Raw genomic sequence first — 16,002 nt, forward strand, 5'->3', positions numbered from 1 at the left:
ACCCACCCTTCTTTCTCTGTGGCCTGACCGGCCACGCCCTCTGGTGCCATGGTCTGATCGGTCACGCCCTGCGGAGCCGTGGCCTGGCCGGTCACGCCCTGCGGAGCTGTGGTCTGATCGGTCACGCCTTGTGGAGCTGTGGTCTGATCGGTCACGCCTTGTGGAGCCGTGGCCTGGCCGGTCACGCTCTGCGGAGCTGTGGTCTGATCGGTCACGCCTCGTGGAGCCATGGTCTGATCGGTCACGCCCTGCGGAGCCGTGGCCTGGCCGGTCACGCCCTGCGGAGCTGTGGTCTGATCGGTCACGCCTTGTGGAGCCATGGTCTGGCCGGTTACGCCCTCCGGAGTTGTGGTCTGACCGGCCACGCTCCCCGGAGCCGTCGTCGACCCCACTACTCCCTCTTTCGCGACCAAGGTGGAGATGCCCTCGATGGCCTCTTCGGCGGCTTCGGTGAGGGGGCGGGTCAGGGCACCGAGGGCGATGGCCGCGCGGAGGCCCGCATGGATCGCGGCCAGTGTGGACACGTGGCGTTGGTCGACGTGTTCTTCCCACCAGTCGTAGCAGGGGTGATGCCAGAAGGTGGTCAGGTAGTGGGTGGCGATGCGGATGGCCTCATGGGTGCCGGGGATGTCGGTGGAGTGGCGGTTTAGGTGGAGGTGGAGGGACCAGAGCCAGGTGCCGTACCCGTCGAGTTGGTGGTCCCACCAGGCGTCGGTGCCGTTGGAGCCGTCGAGGGTGAAGCGGGTGGGGAGCATGTCGGCGGGGGTAACAGGGAGGCCGCGGGAGGCGCGGTTGGTGAGGTCGGTGACCTGGGCGGCGCGGGCGCCGACCACGCGGGCGCACCACGCGTGGAAGGCGCTCGGGCCCGCGGGGTCGGCGACGCGGCTCATGCCTTCGGCGATGAAGGCGCCGTCGCGCAGCCAGGCGTAGCCCTGGTAGGCGGAGAAGGTGGGACTGGCTGGGTAGGCCCCCGAGGGCGACTGATGCCGGTCGATCAGGTCGACGCTGCGGGTGACCAGGCGGGCCAGATCCGCATGCGTCAGGTCGCTTCCTACGTTCACGGTCGGATCCTCAGTCGGGCGGGCCGTCGATGGCGGCGGCGAACGGGTGGCTTCCTGCGTTCACGGTCGGATCCTCAGCCGAGCAGGCCGTCGATGGTGGCGGCGGCGTCGGTCAGCGCCTGCTGGACCGACTTGCGACCGGCGGCGGCGTTGCTCAGCTCCTCGGTCATCGCGTCCTGCATCTCCTGCTGCCGGGCGATGACCGGCGGCAACGCGATCGACTTGAGCGAGTCGAAGACCGCCTGGCGGTTGGCGGGTTTCGCCGTGTTGTCCAGGTAGCCCGCGAGGGTCGCCTGGTCGGAGATGGGCGGAAGCTCCCAGGAAGCCTTGATCCGCGTAGTCGCCGCGGTCTGGGAGGAGGTCAGGAAGCGCGACCACGCCCAGGCCTCAGCCGGATGCTTGGTGGTGGCGGACGCGGCGATGGCGTTGTGGAAGACCGCGCTGGCCTTGGTCTGGTCGCCGGGCTCGACCACGACGTCCCACTCGAACGGCGCGTCGGCCATCCCGGCGAACTGCCAGATGCCGTTGTGCCACATCGCGAGCTTGCCCGACTTGAACAGGTTGGTGTCGTAGTCAGCCGTCCCGCCGATCTCGGCCTCGGTAGGCATGGTGTTGCCCACCTTGTCCACCAGCCAGGTCGCCGCCTTCACCCCTTCGGGACTGTTGAACGCGGTCTTTTTCCCGTCGGCGGTCAGGAACTCGCCGCCCGCCTGCTTGAGTGTCTTGTAGAACTCGAAGAACTGCACCGGCTGGAAGTCGCCGTACACACCCTTCTTCTTGTCGGTCAGTTTGGCGGCGGCGGCCTTCTCCTCCGCCCAGGTCCAGTCGGCGGTGGGCGCGGGCAGCCCGGCCGCGTCGAACAGCGACTTGTTGTAGAAGAGCACGACGGTCGAGAACGAGGCGGGCAGGGCGAACTGCTTGCCACCATGGGTGAACGCCTTCAGCGACTCAGCCGCGTACACCGAGGGCTGGTAGTCGTCACCGGCGGCGGCGGTGCCCAGGTCGAGCAGGGAGCCCGCGCTGGCGTAGGTGACGAAGTTCTCGTAGTTGAGCTCGAAGGTGTCGGGGGCGGTGTTCCCGGCGATGCTGGTCTGGAGCTTGGTGAAGTAGTCCGCGTACGGCGCCGTCTCCACGACGACATCGATCTTCGGGTTCTCCTTCTCGAAGGCTGCCACGATCGTGTCGAGGTCGGCGACGTGGTCGGGGGCGGCGGAGAAGGTGAAGTAGCGCAACGTCACCTTGCCGTCCGGCGCGGTGCCGGTGTCCCGGGTGGCCGAGCCCTGGGCGCAGGCGGTGGCCAGCACCGCGGTGAGCAACGCCGCCGCGGCCTTCGTGGTTCTTTTCATGGGTGGTACCTCCGTGGGGGGATTACTTGAGGCCGGACTGCGCGACGCTGGCGATGACGTGTTTCTGGGCGAACAGATAGAGGATGAGGATCGGTACGACACTGACCACCGAACCCGCCATCACCACGTTCCACTCGGTGGTGAACTGGCCGTGCAGGGAGGCCAGCCCGAGCGGGATGGTCATGAACTCCGGCGACCTGATGATCACCAGCGGCCACAGGTAGGCGTTCCAGCTGGCGATGAAGCCGAAGATGGCGAAGGTGGCGAGCGCGGGCCGGATCAGCGGCAGGATCACGAAGGCGAACACCCGCGGATGCCCCGCGCCGTCCAGCACCGCCGCCTCGTCGAACTCGCGTGGCACCTGCGCGATCGCCTGCCGCAGCAGGAAGACGCCGAACGCGGAGGCGACCGTCGGGGCGAGCACCGCGAAGTAGGTGTCCACCAGGTTGAACGCCCGCATCTCCAGGAACAGCGGCACGACCAGGACCTGCATCGGCACCATCAGCGTGGCCAGGTACACGGCGAACAGCGCGTTCCGGCCGGGAAACGGCAACCGGGCGAAGGCGTACGCGGCCATGGAGCTGGTCACCAGCTGGAGCACGGTGGAGGCGACGGCGAGCCAGGCGCTGTTGAACACGATCCGCCAGAACGGCATCGCCTCCAGCAGCCGCCGGTAGGCGTCCAGGCCCGCGCCTTCCGGCGTGAAGTCGGGCGGCGAGACCAGCAGCGCGCCGTCCGGGGTGAGCGAGGTGACCACCGTCCACGCGAACGGGAACAGCATCACCAGCGCGCCGAGCAGCACCGGGATCGCGCGCAGGACCTTACCCATAGTTCACCCACCGGCGCTGGGCCCGGATCTGGATCAACGTCACGATCAGGATGACCGCGAACAGCAGCCAGGAGAGGGCGGAGGCGGCGCCCGCCCTGCCGTACCTGAAGGTGAGGTCGTAGATCTGCTCGACCACCACCGTGGTGGCGCCGGCCGGGCCGCCGCCGGTCATCACGTGCACCTGGTCGAAGACCTGGAAGCCGTTGATGAGCGAGATCACCACGACGAAGAACGTCGAGGGGGAGAGCAGCGGGAGCGTGATGTAACGGAAGCTCTTGAAGCCGGTCGCGCCGTCGACACGTGCGGCGTCCCGGTACTCCTGCGGGATCGCCTGCAGGCCCGCCAGCAGGATGATCATGACGAAGCCGAGGTCCTTCCAGGCCGAGGCCAGGATGATCGACGGCATCGCCCAGTTCGGATCCGTCCACCAGCCAGGCCCTTCCAGGCCGACCAGCCCGATCAGCCAGTTCACCACCCCGCTGGCCGGGTTGAGCAGCCACTTCCACATCAGCGCCACCACCACCCAGCTGGTCACCACCGGCAGGAAGTAGATGGCGCGCAGCACGTTCCGGCCGCGCATCGCCCGGTTGAGCAGCAACGCCAGGCCGAACCCTCCGGCGTACACCAGCGGCAGGTAACCGGCGATGAAATAGAGCGTGTGCCCGAACGCGGCCAGGGTCCGGTCCTCGCCGAGCAGTTCGACGTAGTTGTCCAGGCCCACCCAGCGCATCGGGGTGATCAGGTTCCACTCGTGCAGGCTGGTCCACAGCGACCCCGCCATCGGGATCAGCGTGAACAGCGTCAGCGGGATGGCGCTGGGCAGCAGGAAGAGGGCCACCGTGCCCGCGTACCTCAACCGGGAACGGCGCGGACCCACAGCACGCGGCCGGGCGTGCGCCGGGGCGCTGCTCGCGGCTTTCCCCGTGGGGTTCGCGCTGACTTCTGCTGTTTTCGCGCCGGTCACGGTGTCGAGCCGATCAGCCGGGCCCGGACCAGGCGCCCCTGCTCGCCCGCCGCCCCCGCCGCGTCGAACGGCGTCGCCAGCACCAGCGCCGCCGCCCCCTGCGCCCAGCTGGTGTCATCCCAGCTCTCGACCTCGACCGAGATGTCCCGCCGCCCCGGATACAGATGCGCGCGAATCGCCGGATCAAACCCCACCTGCCAGTACGCCCAGTCCGCGGTCCCCTCCCCGAGCACCACGACCACCTCAGGATCCACCACGTTGATCAGCCCGGCCGCGGCCCGCCCCAGCACGGCCCCCGCCTCGGCGAACACCGCCCGCGCCGCCGCGTCCCCGCCCGCCGCCGCCCGCCCGATGTCCGCGACGCCCGCGTCTTCGGGCAACTCCATCCGGGTACGGGCTGCGCCCACGAGCCCCGCCGCGCCCACCAGGGACTCCAGGCACCCTTGGTTCCCGCACCCGCAAACCGGCCCCGCCGCGAGCATCGGCACGTGCCCGAACTCCCCGGCGCCACCCCTGGCCCCCCGGTAGACCCGGCCGTCGGTGACGATCGCCGCGCCCACCCCGCGCCCGATGGTCAGCACCAGGAAGTCGCGGTGGGTACGGCCCCTGCCGTACAGGCGTTCGGCGGCGGCCAGCGCGTTGACGTCGTTCTCGACCAGCACCGGGAGGTCCAGCCGGCGGCGCAGCCGGTCTCCCACCGGGGTCGCCTGCCAGCCCAGCGTCGGCGCGTTCACCGTGCCGATCGCCTGGTCCTCGACGCTGCCGGGCACCCCGACCCCGATGCCGAGCAACGGGGGATCGGCCGCGATTTGCGACACCGCGTCGGCGACCGCGTCCACCAGGTCGTCCAGGGCGCGCGGCGACGTGGTGTCCACCGGGCGCTCCCAGGCGCCGAGCACCTCGCCGTCCAGCCGTACGTCGACGATCACCAGGTGGTCGGTGGTCACCTTGACCCCCAGCGCCCGCCCCGCGCTCCCGATCAGCCCCAGCTTCTGCGCCGGGCGACCGCCCCGGGACGGCTCCAGCTCCAGCTCCTCCAGCATCCCGTGCCCCATCAGCTCGCGGGTGAGCTGGGTGACGGTGGCGGGGCTGAGGTCGAGCTGGCGGGCGATCTCGGTCCGGCTCAGCGGTCCCACCGTGCCCAGCAGGGCCAGGATCGCCGTCCGGGTGAGATCGCCTCGGTCTGTGCTGTACCGCTGTACGGCCATGGGGAGGTAGACTTTCTTTGGTAGTAAATTCGGATGTGAAGATATTCCTGGCCGGGAAACCCCGTCAAGAGGGTGCACAACGACATTTCCGGAAATGTGACCATCTGGGCCGTGGCGGTCCAGGGGGAGTGACCTGGCCTTCCGCGGGTAACGGTGAAGAGCATGAACGTACTCGGCATCGACATCGGCGGGTCGGGCATCAAGGGCGCGCCGGTGGACACCAAGACGGGCGAACTGGTCGAAGACCGCTACCGCATCCCGACCCCCGACCCGTCCACGCCGGACGCGGTGGCCGACGTGGTCCAGAAGATCATCAAACACTTCTCCTGGAAGGGCCCGATCGGCATCACCTTCCCCGGAGTGATCATCAACGGAGAGATCCGCACCGCCGCCAACGTCGACCGCTCCTGGATCGGCGTCGACGGCCGCGCCCTCTTCGGCAAGAACACCCACGTCCTCAACGACGCCGACGCCGCCGGCATCGCCGAAATGACCTTCGGCGCCGGTCAGGGCCACCAGGGCGTGGTCCTGGTCCTCACCTTCGGCACCGGCATCGGCAGCGCCCTGTTCACCGGCGGCAAACTGGTCCCCAACACCGAGTTCGGCCACATCGAGATCCGCGGCAAGGACGCCGAAGCCCGCGCCTCCGACCAGGCCCGCTCAGAGAAGGAACTCAGCTGGGGCAACTGGGCCGGCCGCGTCGAGGAGTACCTCCTCCAGATGGAACGCCTGCTCTCCCCCAACCTGATCATCATCGGCGGGGGAGTCAGCAAGAAGGCCAAGAAGTTCCTCCCGGACGTCACCATCAACACCCCGATCCTCCCAGCCATGCTCCTCAACGAGGCCGGCATCGTCGGCGCCGCCCTGGCCACCACCGAGAAGTAACCCCGCTCACGTGGCCGATGCCGTCGACGTGCCCTCGTACCTATGCGGGAGGACAGCGGGTAGATCAGCGTCGCCAACGGTGGGCGATGAGGACACAGCACCATTCTGTCCCGGGATGCCATGGTGGCGTTGTTACCCCTCTCAGGGGGGATGAGGACTTCTGGGTTGCTGTGGAGCATGGGACACCACGGAGCTGCGACCCCTCTTAGGGGCGATGAGGACAAGCGACGAAGGGAAGACTCAGGCGTACAACACGAAGTTGGTTGCGACCCCTCTCAGGGGCGATGAGGCCCCCCCCACGGTAAAGACGCAGATCACTCGGCTTCCCGTTGGGCTCTGAGTATGGCATTTTGCAGTGAACCTCCGGTAGCGCAGAAGCCCCAGGCGGTTTGCTGCAAAACCATGATCGACACGGTTCGCGCGATGAGTCGGTCTTCGGGAGAGTAACGCTATTCGGCTCGGGAGCGGGAGCTTCTGGACTGGGGGTGGGGTCGCGTTTCGATCCTCAACATGGAGCGAGACAGATCGGAACGGGTTCGATCATGCGGTGGGCGGCGGGTTGTTCGTGATCGACCGGCCGCTACGGATGCCTGACCAGGGGTAGGCGGCAGTTCAGGCGGGTTGGACGTCGAAGACGACAGCTCCGGGGAGGGCGCGTGGTGCGTGGGCGACCCGCTGACTCGCGGACCGTCGCCACACAAAAGAGCTTCGTTCGCATGGCCGTGGTCGGCCATGAGCGCGACACCTCTTGACGCGGAGCGATCGCGCATGGTCTCTGAGTGGAGAAAGGTTCGCGAAAGTTCGAGAACGGAGTGACTGATGCGAGTCAGGTACTTGGGTTCAGGATCGGGCGAGGGCGGGTCTCCCACGGTGTTCGCGACCGATCGAGGAACCCTGATCATTCAGGGGTACAAGGTCACGGACCGGCAGGCGCTCGCGGACATCGGTGAGGTTCCGGGGCATGAGGACTTCGTCGAGATCCCGATCGAGCTCCTGGAGTTCGTGAACAACCCGCTGGACGCCGACCCCCGGAGGAACCGGCAGCGGGAGACGTCGACCGAGGGGCAGCCGCCGCTGGAGGAGAGTTGAGCCTTGTCAGCGGGCCGGCGTTCGTCGACCTCTTCCGTAGCTTCGCGCATACCGCACGGCGCTTGGAGACGCGGGACTGGTATGACTCGCCGAGCGAGTACGAGCCGATGCGGCGGTTCCTGGCGGGTGAGCCCGAGGACATGGCCTGGTTCCAGAACTGGACCGGGATCGTCAAGCAGGCCGTCACGGACGGGCGGACGATGCGGCGGGTTCGGGTTGTGTCGTTGCCGTTGAGTGACTACGCCCGGTACGGGCTGGACCTGGCTCGGCACAACAACGCGGCGGGAGAGGACATCCGTTATCTCGACCGACGGGACGCGGCCGGGCTACCCGAGTTCGACTTCTGGGTGTTCGACTCCAACCGGGTCGCGAAGCTGCACTTCACCGATGATGACAAGCTTCTGGGCGCGGAGATCATCACCGGTCCCGCTGTGGTCGTGGAGTGCTCGGCCGCCTTGGACGACGCCTTCCACCGGTCGGTGTCGCGGGATGAGTTCGCCGCCCGGATTCAGAGCCTCTGAAAGTGGTGGGGTAGAGGTAGCGGGTGAGCAACGTTCATCGCGAGCGGGAGGCCCTCGGCGGGCGGCTTCGTGAACTGCGCCGGGCGGCGGGTCTCACCGGTCGTGAGCTGGCGGAGGCGCTCGGCTGGCCGCCGTCGAAGGTCTCGAAGCTGGAGACCGGCAAACAGACGCCCACCGAGCAGGACTTCATGGGCTGGGTCGAGGCGACAGGGGCCAGCGGTGAGGATCGTGATTCGCTGCTGGCCGCGCTGCGCACCCTGGAGTCACGTCATGCCGAATGGCAGCGGGTTCTCCGTGGTGGTATGCGCCACCACCAGAGCGAGTGGGGCGAACACGAACAACGTGCTGGCCTTCTTCGCGTCTTCGAACCCTGCTACATCCCCGGCCTCGTACAGACCCCGGGCTACGCCCGGGCGCGCGTGGCGGAGGCCATCTCCATGCACGGCCTGGCCAACGACATCGACGAGGCCGTACGCGCCCGGATGCTCCGCCAGGAGGCGCTCTACGACAGCCGCAAGCGGTTCCACCTTGTCGTCAGCGAGGCCGCGCTGCGGTATCGGCTGTGTTCGCCGGAGGTCATGCTCGGGCAGCTCGATCGGCTGGTCACCGCCTCGACGCTGCCGAACGTCCGGCTGGGCGTCATCGGCTTCGACACCGCGTACGTGACGGCACCGAAGCACGGCTTCTGGCTGTTCGACTCCGAGCGGGTTCTGGTGGAGACGTTCACCGCAGAGCTCAACCTCGCGCAGCCGCACGAGATCGAGGCTTATTCGCGGATCTTCCGATCGCTGGCCGGAATGGCCTCCTACGGTTCGGACATGCGGGCGATCGTCACCCGCGTGATGGAGGACCTACGGGCCGGGTTGCCCGACGGCGAAACCTCCGACGAGGAGTAGCGGCGGATTTCTCGGCCGAACGGGTCGAGAGGATGTTTCGGAAATCCCGAGAACATTGCTGGATGCCGCTTTGCCGCACATGTCACCCTCACGGCGTCATCCCCGTAATGCTCGGAGGCACTCCGTGAGCAAGGTCGTCGTTCCGCTCCTTGAACCCGCTGCTGTGGCCGCGTTGCCGCCGCGTGCGCAGGAGGTCGTGGAGTACCGCAAGTCCGGGCTATCCCTCAACCACGTTCAAGGCTGCCCGCTGGACTGCGCGTACTGCATTCGCCACACCTACGGCCTGTGGGACTCCCGCAAGCCGACCGCGCTGATGTCGGACGCGGAGGCCGTCGAGCTGCTGGTGAGGCACCGCTACTTCCGGCCGCACACGACGCCGTTGCAGATCTTCAACCGGGCGACCGATCCGCTGCTGCCCGGGGTGAAGGACCATCTGTTCGTCTGCCTGGAGGACCTCGACGGCAGGGGCCTGACCAACCACATCCTGATCATCACCCGGTTCATCCTGAAGCCCGAGGACCGCGAACGGTTGAACGCGTTGGCGAACCTGAAGGTCACGCTGCTGTTCACCTACTCCGGTATCACCGACAAGCGCATCGAGCCGTTCGCCTCCAGCATCGCGGCCGTGTCGATGAAACTCGCCAGCGAGCTACGGCCGCGCCGTTATCGGACGGTCTTCTACTGGCGCCCCCTTGTCCCCGGCCTCAACGACAGTCCGGAGCACCTCGCCACGGCCGCCGAGCTGTCCAAGCACGCGGACGCGGCCGTCTTCACGGGGCTGTTCTACCGGGGCGAGATCGCCGACTACTACAAGGCCAACGGCCTGCCCGAGCCCTACGAGGGCACCGCCCGCCGCAAGATCGTGCCCGAGACACTGGAACAGCGGGTCCTCGAGGCGTTCGCCCATGCGGAGGGTTCGGCCGTGCTGTTCCGCAAGACCTCATGCGCCGTGGCCTACGCCCACGGGCTACCGGACTACAACGGGCACTACGGCATCCGGGAGCTCTGCGACATATGCCCGGTCCGACAGCTCCAACTCTGCGCGGGAGCACACAACATTCCCACGGCACGTCAGCTTCAAGAGGCCGTCGTGGACCTGCCCGAGGCGGCAGGGTTGATGGTGCTCGACGTCACCGAGCGGGCGGCGCAGGTCGAAGGACTCCCGGACGAGCAACCGCGGTACTTCCTCCAGCACCGGTTCGCCTTCCAGATCCACGACGCCGGGCATCCGCACCTGCTCAACCGCCATGGACGCGCCGAGATCGGATGGGAACAGCCCGCATGAACACCGACCAGCTCTGGACCAGTCACCGCTACGCCGTCGTGGACGTCGAAGGCAACGGTCAGCGTCCGCCGGACCTTGTGGAGATCGCGATCGTCCCGATCGAGAACGGAACGGTCGGCGAGCCCTTCTCGTGGCTGGTGAAGCCACCGCGACCGATCACCTCGATGGCCCGGCGCTTCCACCGGATCGGAGACGAGGAGGTGGCGGCGGCGCCGAGGGTGGCCGAGGTCGCTGACGAGATCCGCAAGGAGCTCGACGGCGCGGTCATCGTCGCCCACAACGCGCACGTCGATCTCGACGTGGTCACCCGCTCGCTCCCAGGCTTCAGCCCGATCGAGGTCGTCGACACATTGAAGGCCGCCCGCCGTCTGGCACCCGGTCAGGTCTCCTACAAGCTCGGGAACCTCGTTGATGCCTTCGGCCTAGCCGAAGGCATCACTCCCGACCTGCGCCCGCACCGAGCCGCCTACGATGCGATCGTCTGCGCACGGCTCCTCGTCCACTTGGCCACCTCCCACTCTGACCCGGGGCTGACGCTGCTCAGCCTGCTGGGAAGGGAAGAACCCGATGACCCGGCTCCGGCCCTTTTCTGACCATCAACGAGGCCTGTTCATCTCGATCGACGGGCCGTCCGGCGCGGGCAAGTCAACGATCCTCGCGCACCTGTCCCAGCTCCTCATCGCTGACGGGGAGCAGGTCCATACGACTGCCGAGCCGTCCACCGGGCCCATCGGAACACTCGCCCGCAACCTCACCGAAACCGTCAGCGGACCGGCCCTCGCCTGCCTGTACAGCGCCGACCGCTACCACCACCTCGAAAGCGAGATTCGGCCTCGGCTGGAGGCCGGCGAGATCGTCCTCTGCGACCGGTACGTGCCGTCAGGCCTGGTCATGCAGCGGTTCGACGGAGTCGACCCCGCCTTCCTGTGGAGCCTGAACGTCCACGCCGACCGCCCTGATCTGGCCGTCGTCCTGGAAGCCGACCCGCAGACAATCGCCGCCCGCCTGGAGTCCCGCGGAGCACACAACAGATTCCAGCGCGCACCCGGCTCCTCCCACGCAGAATCCCACTTCTACCGGCAGGCCTGTGACCGCCTCATCCAGGCTGGATACGACGTCCTGCGCGTCGACTGCACGAGCAGGACCCCCGACCAGCTCGCCCAGATCATCCGCGACCGGCTCCAAGCCTTCTTCGCCGTCCCTGAACAGGAGACCACCGATGCCCGCACCTGGTGACACCTTCCTCATCGGAGGCGACCTCCCGGTCAACCGGCTCGGCCTTGGAACCATGTCCCTCACTGGGCCGGGGACCTGGGGAGAACCAGCCGACAAGGGAGAAGCGCTTCGCGTGCTTCGCACCGCTGTCGAACTTGGCGTGAACTTCCTCGACACCGCCGACGCATATGGACCCCACGTCAGTGAGCGCTTGATCGCCGAGGCGCTCCACCCCTACCCCGCTGGACTCGTCATCGCCACCAAGGGTGGCCTGACCCGGCAGGGGCCGAACAGGTGGGCACCCTGCGGCCGTCCCGAGTACCTCCGGCAGTGCACTGAAATGAGCCTGCGACGCCTCCGGCTCGACACGATCGACCTCTACCACCTCCACCGGGTCGACCCCCTTGTGCCCCTGGACGACCAGCTCGGGACACTCGCCGATCTCCAACGCGAGGGGAAGATCCGTCACCTGGGGCTGTCCAAAGTCAGCATCGAAACCATTGAAGCCGCACGTGGACTCGCCGAGATCACCACCGTCCAGAACGCCTTCAACCAGCAAGACCGCACCAGCGAAGATGTTCTCGACTACTGCACCGCGCATCGCATCGGCTTCATCCCCTACCGCCCGCTCGGCAAGGGCCGACTCGCCGGTCCCGATCCGACCGCACCCTGCGATGGCACGAAGGCCACCGGAGGACAGCTCGCACTGTCGTGGCTGCTCCACCGATCTCCCGTCGTCATCCCGATCCCCGGAACTTCCAACGCCACTCATCTTCGGGAGAACGTCCAAGCGGGTCACCTAGACCTGCCCGGCGCCCTGCCCGCCACACCCGCCTCGGTGGTCTAGCCATGGGCGTACTCGGCTGGACCGGGACAGCCCTTCTGGCCACCTTCTTTATCGGACTTCTCGGCTGGATGGTCTATCAGCGAGGCAGATCTCGGATCAGCTCATACGCCTCGGCCAGACTCGCGCGCAGCTCCGCCACCTCGGCTCTCAGCTGCGCGATCTCGGACACGAACACCAAGAATCACGGCAACCAGCCCGGAGATCAACTCGGGCGATCAGTACCAAACCCGACTACGTGAGGAGTTACCACCAGGGCGTGGTCCTGGTCCTCACCTTCGGCACCGGCATCGGCAGCGCCCTGTTCACGGGCGGCAAGCTGGTCCCCAACACCGAGTTCGGCCACATCGAGATCCGCGGCAAGGACGCCGAAGCCCGCGCCTCCGACCAGGCCCGCGCAGAGAAGGAACTCAGCTGGGGCAATTGGGCCGGCCGCGTCGAGGAGTACCTCCTCCAGATGGAACGCCTGCTTTCCCCGAATCTGATCATCATCGGCGGGGGAGTCAGCAAGAAGGCCAAGAAGTTCCTCCCGGACGTCACCATCAACACCCCGATCCTCCCGGCCATGCTCCTCAACGAGGCCGGCATCGTCGGCGCCGCCCTGGCCGCCACCGAGAAGTGACCCGTATCCATCCAGATCGGCGTTGGTGACGAGCGCAATGAGGCGGGTCGCTCATGGCGTCTTATCCTCTGATCAGGGCTACGAGTTTGCCTTCGGGCAGACTTGGTGCCGGTAGCCGCCGCTGGGTGAGCACTCCCCAGTTTGTGGGCGTTCACTTGGCCGGGGCGTCCGAATTTCTGGGGCTTAATTCGGTGAGTGCCAGGGTGGGGTTGTCGGCGAAGAAGCGGATGGTGGTGACCTGGGCCTGGCGGCCGAGGGGGCGGGTGATGGTAATCGGGTCGGTCAGGTCGACGATCATGTTGGTTTGGGAGGAGACGGCCAGGCTGAGGCGGGTTCCGGTGACGGTGACCATGCTGGTCTCGTTGTAGTTGCGGGACAGGCGGATGGTGGCGATCTGCTCGCGGGGGATGCGCAGGTCGAAGAAGGCGCCGTAGCGGAGCCGTAGTTCGGTGGCGGTTACCACGTGGGGGCGGGTGACGCAGGCGGCCATGACCGCGAGGCCGATGAGGATGCCGTAAAGGTCGAGAAAGAGCACGGGGAGGCGCAGCGCCTCGGGGGCGTCGATGGCACGGAGGATCACGTCGATGACGACCGTTTCCACGGCCATCAGGATCAGCAGGATGACGAATGTGGTGGTCTGTTCTTTTGCGTACGCGATCTCGACCGAGCCGGGCGGAACGCCGTTGCGGCGGCGGAGCGCCCAGAGGACCAGGCTGACCATGCCCTTCGCGTCGAATCCAGCGATTCTGCGGATGATTGCGATCATTGAGTGCGCTCCGTCAGGGTGATCACGGCCAGGCGGAAGACCTCGGCTTGGGCGGGGGTGGCCTCGTCGAACATCCAGCCCTGCCAGCCGGCGTCGGAGTGGGCGATCATCGCGGTGGCCATGTCGGCGGGAATGAGGGCGACCAGGTCGGCGGCGAGTGCGGCGACACGGGGGTCGGCTGGGTCGGCGTCGGCCAGGTCGTCGAGGCGGGCGTAGAGCTCGTGGCTGCGGGCGAGGGCATCGGGCTCGATGAGGGGACGGACCAGGTCCAGGACCTGGTCGCGGTCGGCGGGCGTCGCGACCGTGTCCATGAGGGCCAAGAGTTTCCGGTCGAGGGCGGCGAAACTCGAGCCGCTAGCGGTCAGGTCGCGAAGCACCGCCGCCAATTCGGGGGAGACCGCCGATTCGGGGGTGAGATCGGGCTCGGTCAACAGCGCGGCCAGGCGGGCTCTGCGCGCGGCGATCATGTCCTGCTGGCGGGCCAGGTCGGCGTCGAGCCCCGCGAGAACTTCGCGGAGTTCCTTACCCTGGTCGTCGGCCAAGACGTCATGGATCTCGTCGAGGGAGAGCCCGAGCTCGGCCAGCCGCCGGATCCTGGCCAGGGTGACCGCGTCACGGAGACTGTAGTCACGGTAACCGTTGGCCAGCCGTACCGGCTCAGGGAGAAGCCCCAGGTGGTGATAGTGGCGCACAGCGCGGGTGGAGATCCCGACCAGTGCGGCGAGCTCGCCGATCCGCATGCCCCCATTAGAAACGTTGACGCTACGACAAGGTCAAACGCTTCTCGCACGCTTCAAACGGCGTCCCCGATCTCCTCGAAGGCTGGTCGACGTCTGTGCTACCAAGGCACACGAACGAAGCTTCCACCACGGCACGAGGCATAGCCGACATGAATTCCCGGGACTGATCACGGTACCCGGGGGAAATCCGGAGACCTCTAAGTACACAGAAAGTGGTCTTGACCTGCTATATAGAGGTTATTGATCTTCATTGGACACATCGGAGAAGCACCTAGATACGTGCGCGCGAGTCTCACGCGAAGTATCACGATCAGAATCATGCGACCTGTGCTTAGGCGCTGACGGCTAGCACCTCGCGGAACTCCTCTACTATCGGACGTTCTCGTTGCGGAAGGGGTACGGCGTCGAGGACTCGCCGCGCTGTCTCCATGATCATGACGTTGCGGTAGGCGTCCGGCAATGAGTCGATCACTGTCGCGGCCTGTCGGATTCCCTCATCGATGCCGCCGTTGACCACGGTGCACCAGGCGGTGTGCAGGCGCAGGTTGACCGGGGTGTGGTAGCCGTGAGGGTTGCTCGCGAGCGTGTGTTCCTGCGCCTGGCTGGCCTCGGCTTCGTTGCCCGCAGCCGAGAAGACCTGACTTGCCGTGAAATGGACGGGGTTAAACGAGGAGTCCCAGAATCCGAGGACGACAGGTAGCTGACTTGTCTCGACCAGATCGATAAGGGCTTGTAGAGTGCGGCGGGCTTCGTCGTGCCGGCCCAGCAGGGCCAATATTTTGGCCTGTGTGCGGAGCAGGGTTGCCCGGCCGACCGAGGGACGGGCGGTCATGCCGTTGATCTGCTGGGCGCTGTGGATCAGGCGTAGGGCGGTGGCCGGATCGTGCAAGCCGAACTCGCTATGTCCCGCTTCGTGGGCGCGGATTCTCAAGCGCAGGTCGAGGTCGTTGGTCGCGTCGGCGGCGGTGCGGGCGGTGCGGTACCAGCGCAGCGCGGAGCCTGGTTCCCCGAGGCGGACCAGGACGGTAGCGTGGAAGGCGGCGAGCACGGCGGTGACGCGGTTCAGCTCGATACGGTCGTTGTCGCCGGCGGTGTGCAGCTGTCGCTGTATCTCCGACAGGTCGGCGAGGAGATCGTTGTGAACTTGGTCGGCGGGCCGGGTGTTGATCGCGTGCAGGTGGTCGGCACAGGCGAGTTCCCAGTCTTCGACGCTGCGATGCTGATCGCCGAAAGACAAGTCGAGTAGCTGGCGTACCGGCTCACCTGCCGCGCCGAGTACTCCGATCCCAGCGCTTGCGGCGGCAAGCTGCAAAAGGCGTCGGCGTTCCATGTCCTCATCCTTGCTGTGAGCGGGGGAGGCTGTATTGAGGGTATTGCGCCGTAGGCGATCCAGCTCTTCTGCAGCGGTGTGCAGCGCCACTAGGTAACCATCCGCGCCGAGCCTGGCATCCAGGGTTTTGACCGCGTCGGCATGTGGTTGTTGTTCCCCGCGTTCCCATTTGGCCAGGAGGGAGTAGCTCCAGTGGATTTCCTCGGCGAGGGGACGCAGATGGATGTTGCGTACCTGCTCACGCCAGTGGCGGAGGGCGAAGCCGAACAGATGCCAGGGCGATTGATTCGGGTCGATCGGGTTGGACTTTGGGCTGGATGTGGGCATCCCTGTCATCCCTTGTGATCGTGTCACGGCGTGTCATTGGCCCATGACACGCTATTTGTCTTTCCCGTTCTTTG

17 protein-coding genes are annotated in these 16,002 nt (G+C 66.9%); 9 read left to right on the top strand and 8 right to left on the bottom strand.

Going from position 1 to position 16,002, the window contains the following annotated elements:
• The 5 genes from Amac_RS24365 to Amac_RS24385 form a co-directional block, all read right to left on the bottom strand.
• Nucleotides 1-1,061 (bottom strand): glycoside hydrolase family 15 protein (locus tag Amac_RS24365; RefSeq protein ID WP_218041255.1); only part of this gene is annotated, 1,061 nt, incomplete at its 3' end.
• 74 nt (nt 1,062-1,135) lie between these two features.
• The gene (locus Amac_RS24370) at nt 1,136-2,407 is read right to left on the bottom strand and encodes an ABC transporter substrate-binding protein (protein ID WP_155356719.1); all 1,272 of its coding nucleotides are present in this window, start codon (nt 2,405-2,407) and stop codon (nt 1,136-1,138) included.
• A gap of 22 nt (nt 2,408-2,429) precedes the next feature.
• Nucleotides 2,430-3,236, bottom strand: coding sequence for a carbohydrate ABC transporter permease (locus Amac_RS24375; RefSeq protein ID WP_155356720.1), 807 nt, complete (start codon nt 3,234-3,236; stop codon nt 2,430-2,432).
• Nucleotides 3,229-4,200 (bottom strand): carbohydrate ABC transporter permease, encoded by a 972-nt coding sequence (locus tag Amac_RS24380; protein ID WP_218041256.1) that lies wholly within the window; start codon nt 4,198-4,200, stop codon nt 3,229-3,231. The genes Amac_RS24375 and Amac_RS24380 overlap by 8 nt, the downstream gene beginning before the upstream one ends.
• A complete protein-coding gene (locus Amac_RS24385) occupies nt 4,197-5,408 on the bottom strand; it encodes an ROK family transcriptional regulator (RefSeq protein WP_155356721.1) in 1,212 nt (403 codons plus the stop codon). The genes Amac_RS24380 and Amac_RS24385 overlap by 4 nt, the downstream gene beginning before the upstream one ends.
• 162 nt (nt 5,409-5,570) lie before the next feature.
• Between Amac_RS24385 and ppgK the strand changes: the two genes are divergently transcribed.
• From ppgK to Amac_RS24430, 9 genes are all read left to right on the top strand, one after another.
• The gene (gene ppgK / locus Amac_RS24390; RefSeq protein ID WP_155356722.1) at nt 5,571-6,293 is read left to right on the top strand and encodes a polyphosphate--glucose phosphotransferase; all 723 of its coding nucleotides are present in this window, start codon (nt 5,571-5,573) and stop codon (nt 6,291-6,293) included.
• Nucleotides 6,294-7,112: 819 nt separating this feature from the next.
• Nucleotides 7,113-7,382 (top strand): hypothetical protein, encoded by a 270-nt coding sequence (locus tag Amac_RS24395; RefSeq protein ID WP_218041257.1) that lies wholly within the window; start codon nt 7,113-7,115, stop codon nt 7,380-7,382.
• On the top strand, nt 7,379-7,903 hold the full coding sequence (locus Amac_RS24400) for a DUF6879 family protein (protein WP_155356723.1): 525 nt from the start codon (nt 7,379-7,381) through the stop codon (nt 7,901-7,903). Before Amac_RS24395 ends, Amac_RS24400 begins: the two co-directional genes overlap by 4 nt.
• A 23-nt stretch (nt 7,904-7,926) precedes the next feature.
• Complete coding sequence (locus Amac_RS24405; protein WP_155356724.1) at nt 7,927-8,799, top strand: helix-turn-helix domain-containing protein; 873 nt, start codon at nt 7,927-7,929, stop codon at nt 8,797-8,799.
• A gap of 124 nt (nt 8,800-8,923) precedes the next feature.
• Nucleotides 8,924-10,084, top strand: a complete 1,161-nt coding sequence (locus Amac_RS24410; RefSeq protein WP_218041258.1) for a radical SAM family protein — start codon at nt 8,924-8,926, stop codon at nt 10,082-10,084.
• Nucleotides 10,081-10,677 carry a 3'-5' exonuclease gene (locus Amac_RS24415; RefSeq protein WP_155356725.1) on the top strand — a complete coding sequence of 199 codons (597 nt, stop codon included), beginning with the start codon at nt 10,081-10,083 and terminating at the stop codon, nt 10,675-10,677. The genes Amac_RS24410 and Amac_RS24415 overlap by 4 nt, the downstream gene beginning before the upstream one ends.
• Complete coding sequence (tmk, locus tag Amac_RS24420; protein ID WP_155356726.1) at nt 10,652-11,320, top strand: dTMP kinase; 669 nt, start codon at nt 10,652-10,654, stop codon at nt 11,318-11,320. Before Amac_RS24415 ends, tmk begins: the two co-directional genes overlap by 26 nt.
• On the top strand, nt 11,304-12,146 hold the full coding sequence (locus tag Amac_RS24425; protein WP_155356727.1) for an aldo/keto reductase: 843 nt from the start codon (nt 11,304-11,306) through the stop codon (nt 12,144-12,146). Before tmk ends, Amac_RS24425 begins: the two co-directional genes overlap by 17 nt.
• A 235-nt stretch (nt 12,147-12,381) precedes the next feature.
• Nucleotides 12,382-12,765: an ROK family protein gene (locus Amac_RS24430; protein ID WP_174900218.1), complete on the top strand. Its 384-nt coding sequence runs from the start codon at nt 12,382-12,384 to the stop codon at nt 12,763-12,765.
• 151 nt (nt 12,766-12,916) lie between these two features.
• On the opposite strand, the gene Amac_RS24435 is transcribed toward Amac_RS24430, so the two are convergent.
• The 3 genes from Amac_RS24435 to Amac_RS24445 form a co-directional block, all read right to left on the bottom strand.
• A complete protein-coding gene (locus tag Amac_RS24435; RefSeq protein WP_155356728.1) occupies nt 12,917-13,531 on the bottom strand; it encodes a hypothetical protein in 615 nt (204 codons plus the stop codon).
• Entirely contained in the window at nt 13,528-14,271 is a 744-nt protein-coding gene (locus tag Amac_RS24440; RefSeq protein WP_155356729.1) for a MerR family transcriptional regulator, read from the bottom strand. Before Amac_RS24440 ends, Amac_RS24435 begins: the two co-directional genes overlap by 4 nt.
• A gap of 331 nt (nt 14,272-14,602) precedes the next feature.
• Nucleotides 14,603-15,928, bottom strand: coding sequence for a helix-turn-helix domain-containing protein (locus tag Amac_RS24445; protein ID WP_155356730.1), 1,326 nt, complete (start codon nt 15,926-15,928; stop codon nt 14,603-14,605).
• Nucleotides 15,929-16,002: the final 74 nt, after the last annotated feature.

The sequence above is a fragment of the Acrocarpospora macrocephala genome, from assembly GCF_009687865.1.
Classification (GTDB): Bacteria; Actinomycetota; Actinomycetes; order Streptosporangiales; family Streptosporangiaceae; genus Acrocarpospora; species Acrocarpospora macrocephala.

What these genes read in the sequence shown, in the direction of transcription:
- Amac_RS24385 (WP_155356721.1), bottom strand. Translation starts at nt 5,408, where the DNA reads ATGGCCGTACAGCGGTACAGCACAGACCGAGGCGATCTCACCCGGACG.
- Amac_RS24425 (WP_155356727.1), top strand. Translation starts at nt 11,304, where the DNA reads ATGCCCGCACCTGGTGACACCTTCCTCATCGGAGGCGACCTCCCGGTC.
- Amac_RS24375 (WP_155356720.1), bottom strand. Translation starts at nt 3,236, where the DNA reads ATGGGTAAGGTCCTGCGCGCGATCCCGGTGCTGCTCGGCGCGCTGGTG.
- Amac_RS24445 (WP_155356730.1), bottom strand. Translation starts at nt 15,928, where the DNA reads ATGCCCACATCCAGCCCAAAGTCCAACCCGATCGACCCGAATCAATCG.
- Amac_RS24440 (WP_155356729.1), bottom strand. Translation starts at nt 14,271, where the DNA reads ATGCGGATCGGCGAGCTCGCCGCACTGGTCGGGATCTCCACCCGCGCT.
- Amac_RS24435 (WP_155356728.1), bottom strand. Translation starts at nt 13,531, where the DNA reads ATGATCGCAATCATCCGCAGAATCGCTGGATTCGACGCGAAGGGCATG.
- tmk (WP_155356726.1), top strand. Translation starts at nt 10,652, where the DNA reads ATGACCCGGCTCCGGCCCTTTTCTGACCATCAACGAGGCCTGTTCATC.
- ppgK (WP_155356722.1), top strand. Translation starts at nt 5,571, where the DNA reads ATGAACGTACTCGGCATCGACATCGGCGGGTCGGGCATCAAGGGCGCG.
- Amac_RS24395 (WP_218041257.1), top strand. Translation starts at nt 7,113, where the DNA reads ATGCGAGTCAGGTACTTGGGTTCAGGATCGGGCGAGGGCGGGTCTCCC.
- Amac_RS24415 (WP_155356725.1), top strand. Translation starts at nt 10,081, where the DNA reads ATGAACACCGACCAGCTCTGGACCAGTCACCGCTACGCCGTCGTGGAC.
- Amac_RS24370 (WP_155356719.1), bottom strand. Translation starts at nt 2,407, where the DNA reads ATGAAAAGAACCACGAAGGCCGCGGCGGCGTTGCTCACCGCGGTGCTG.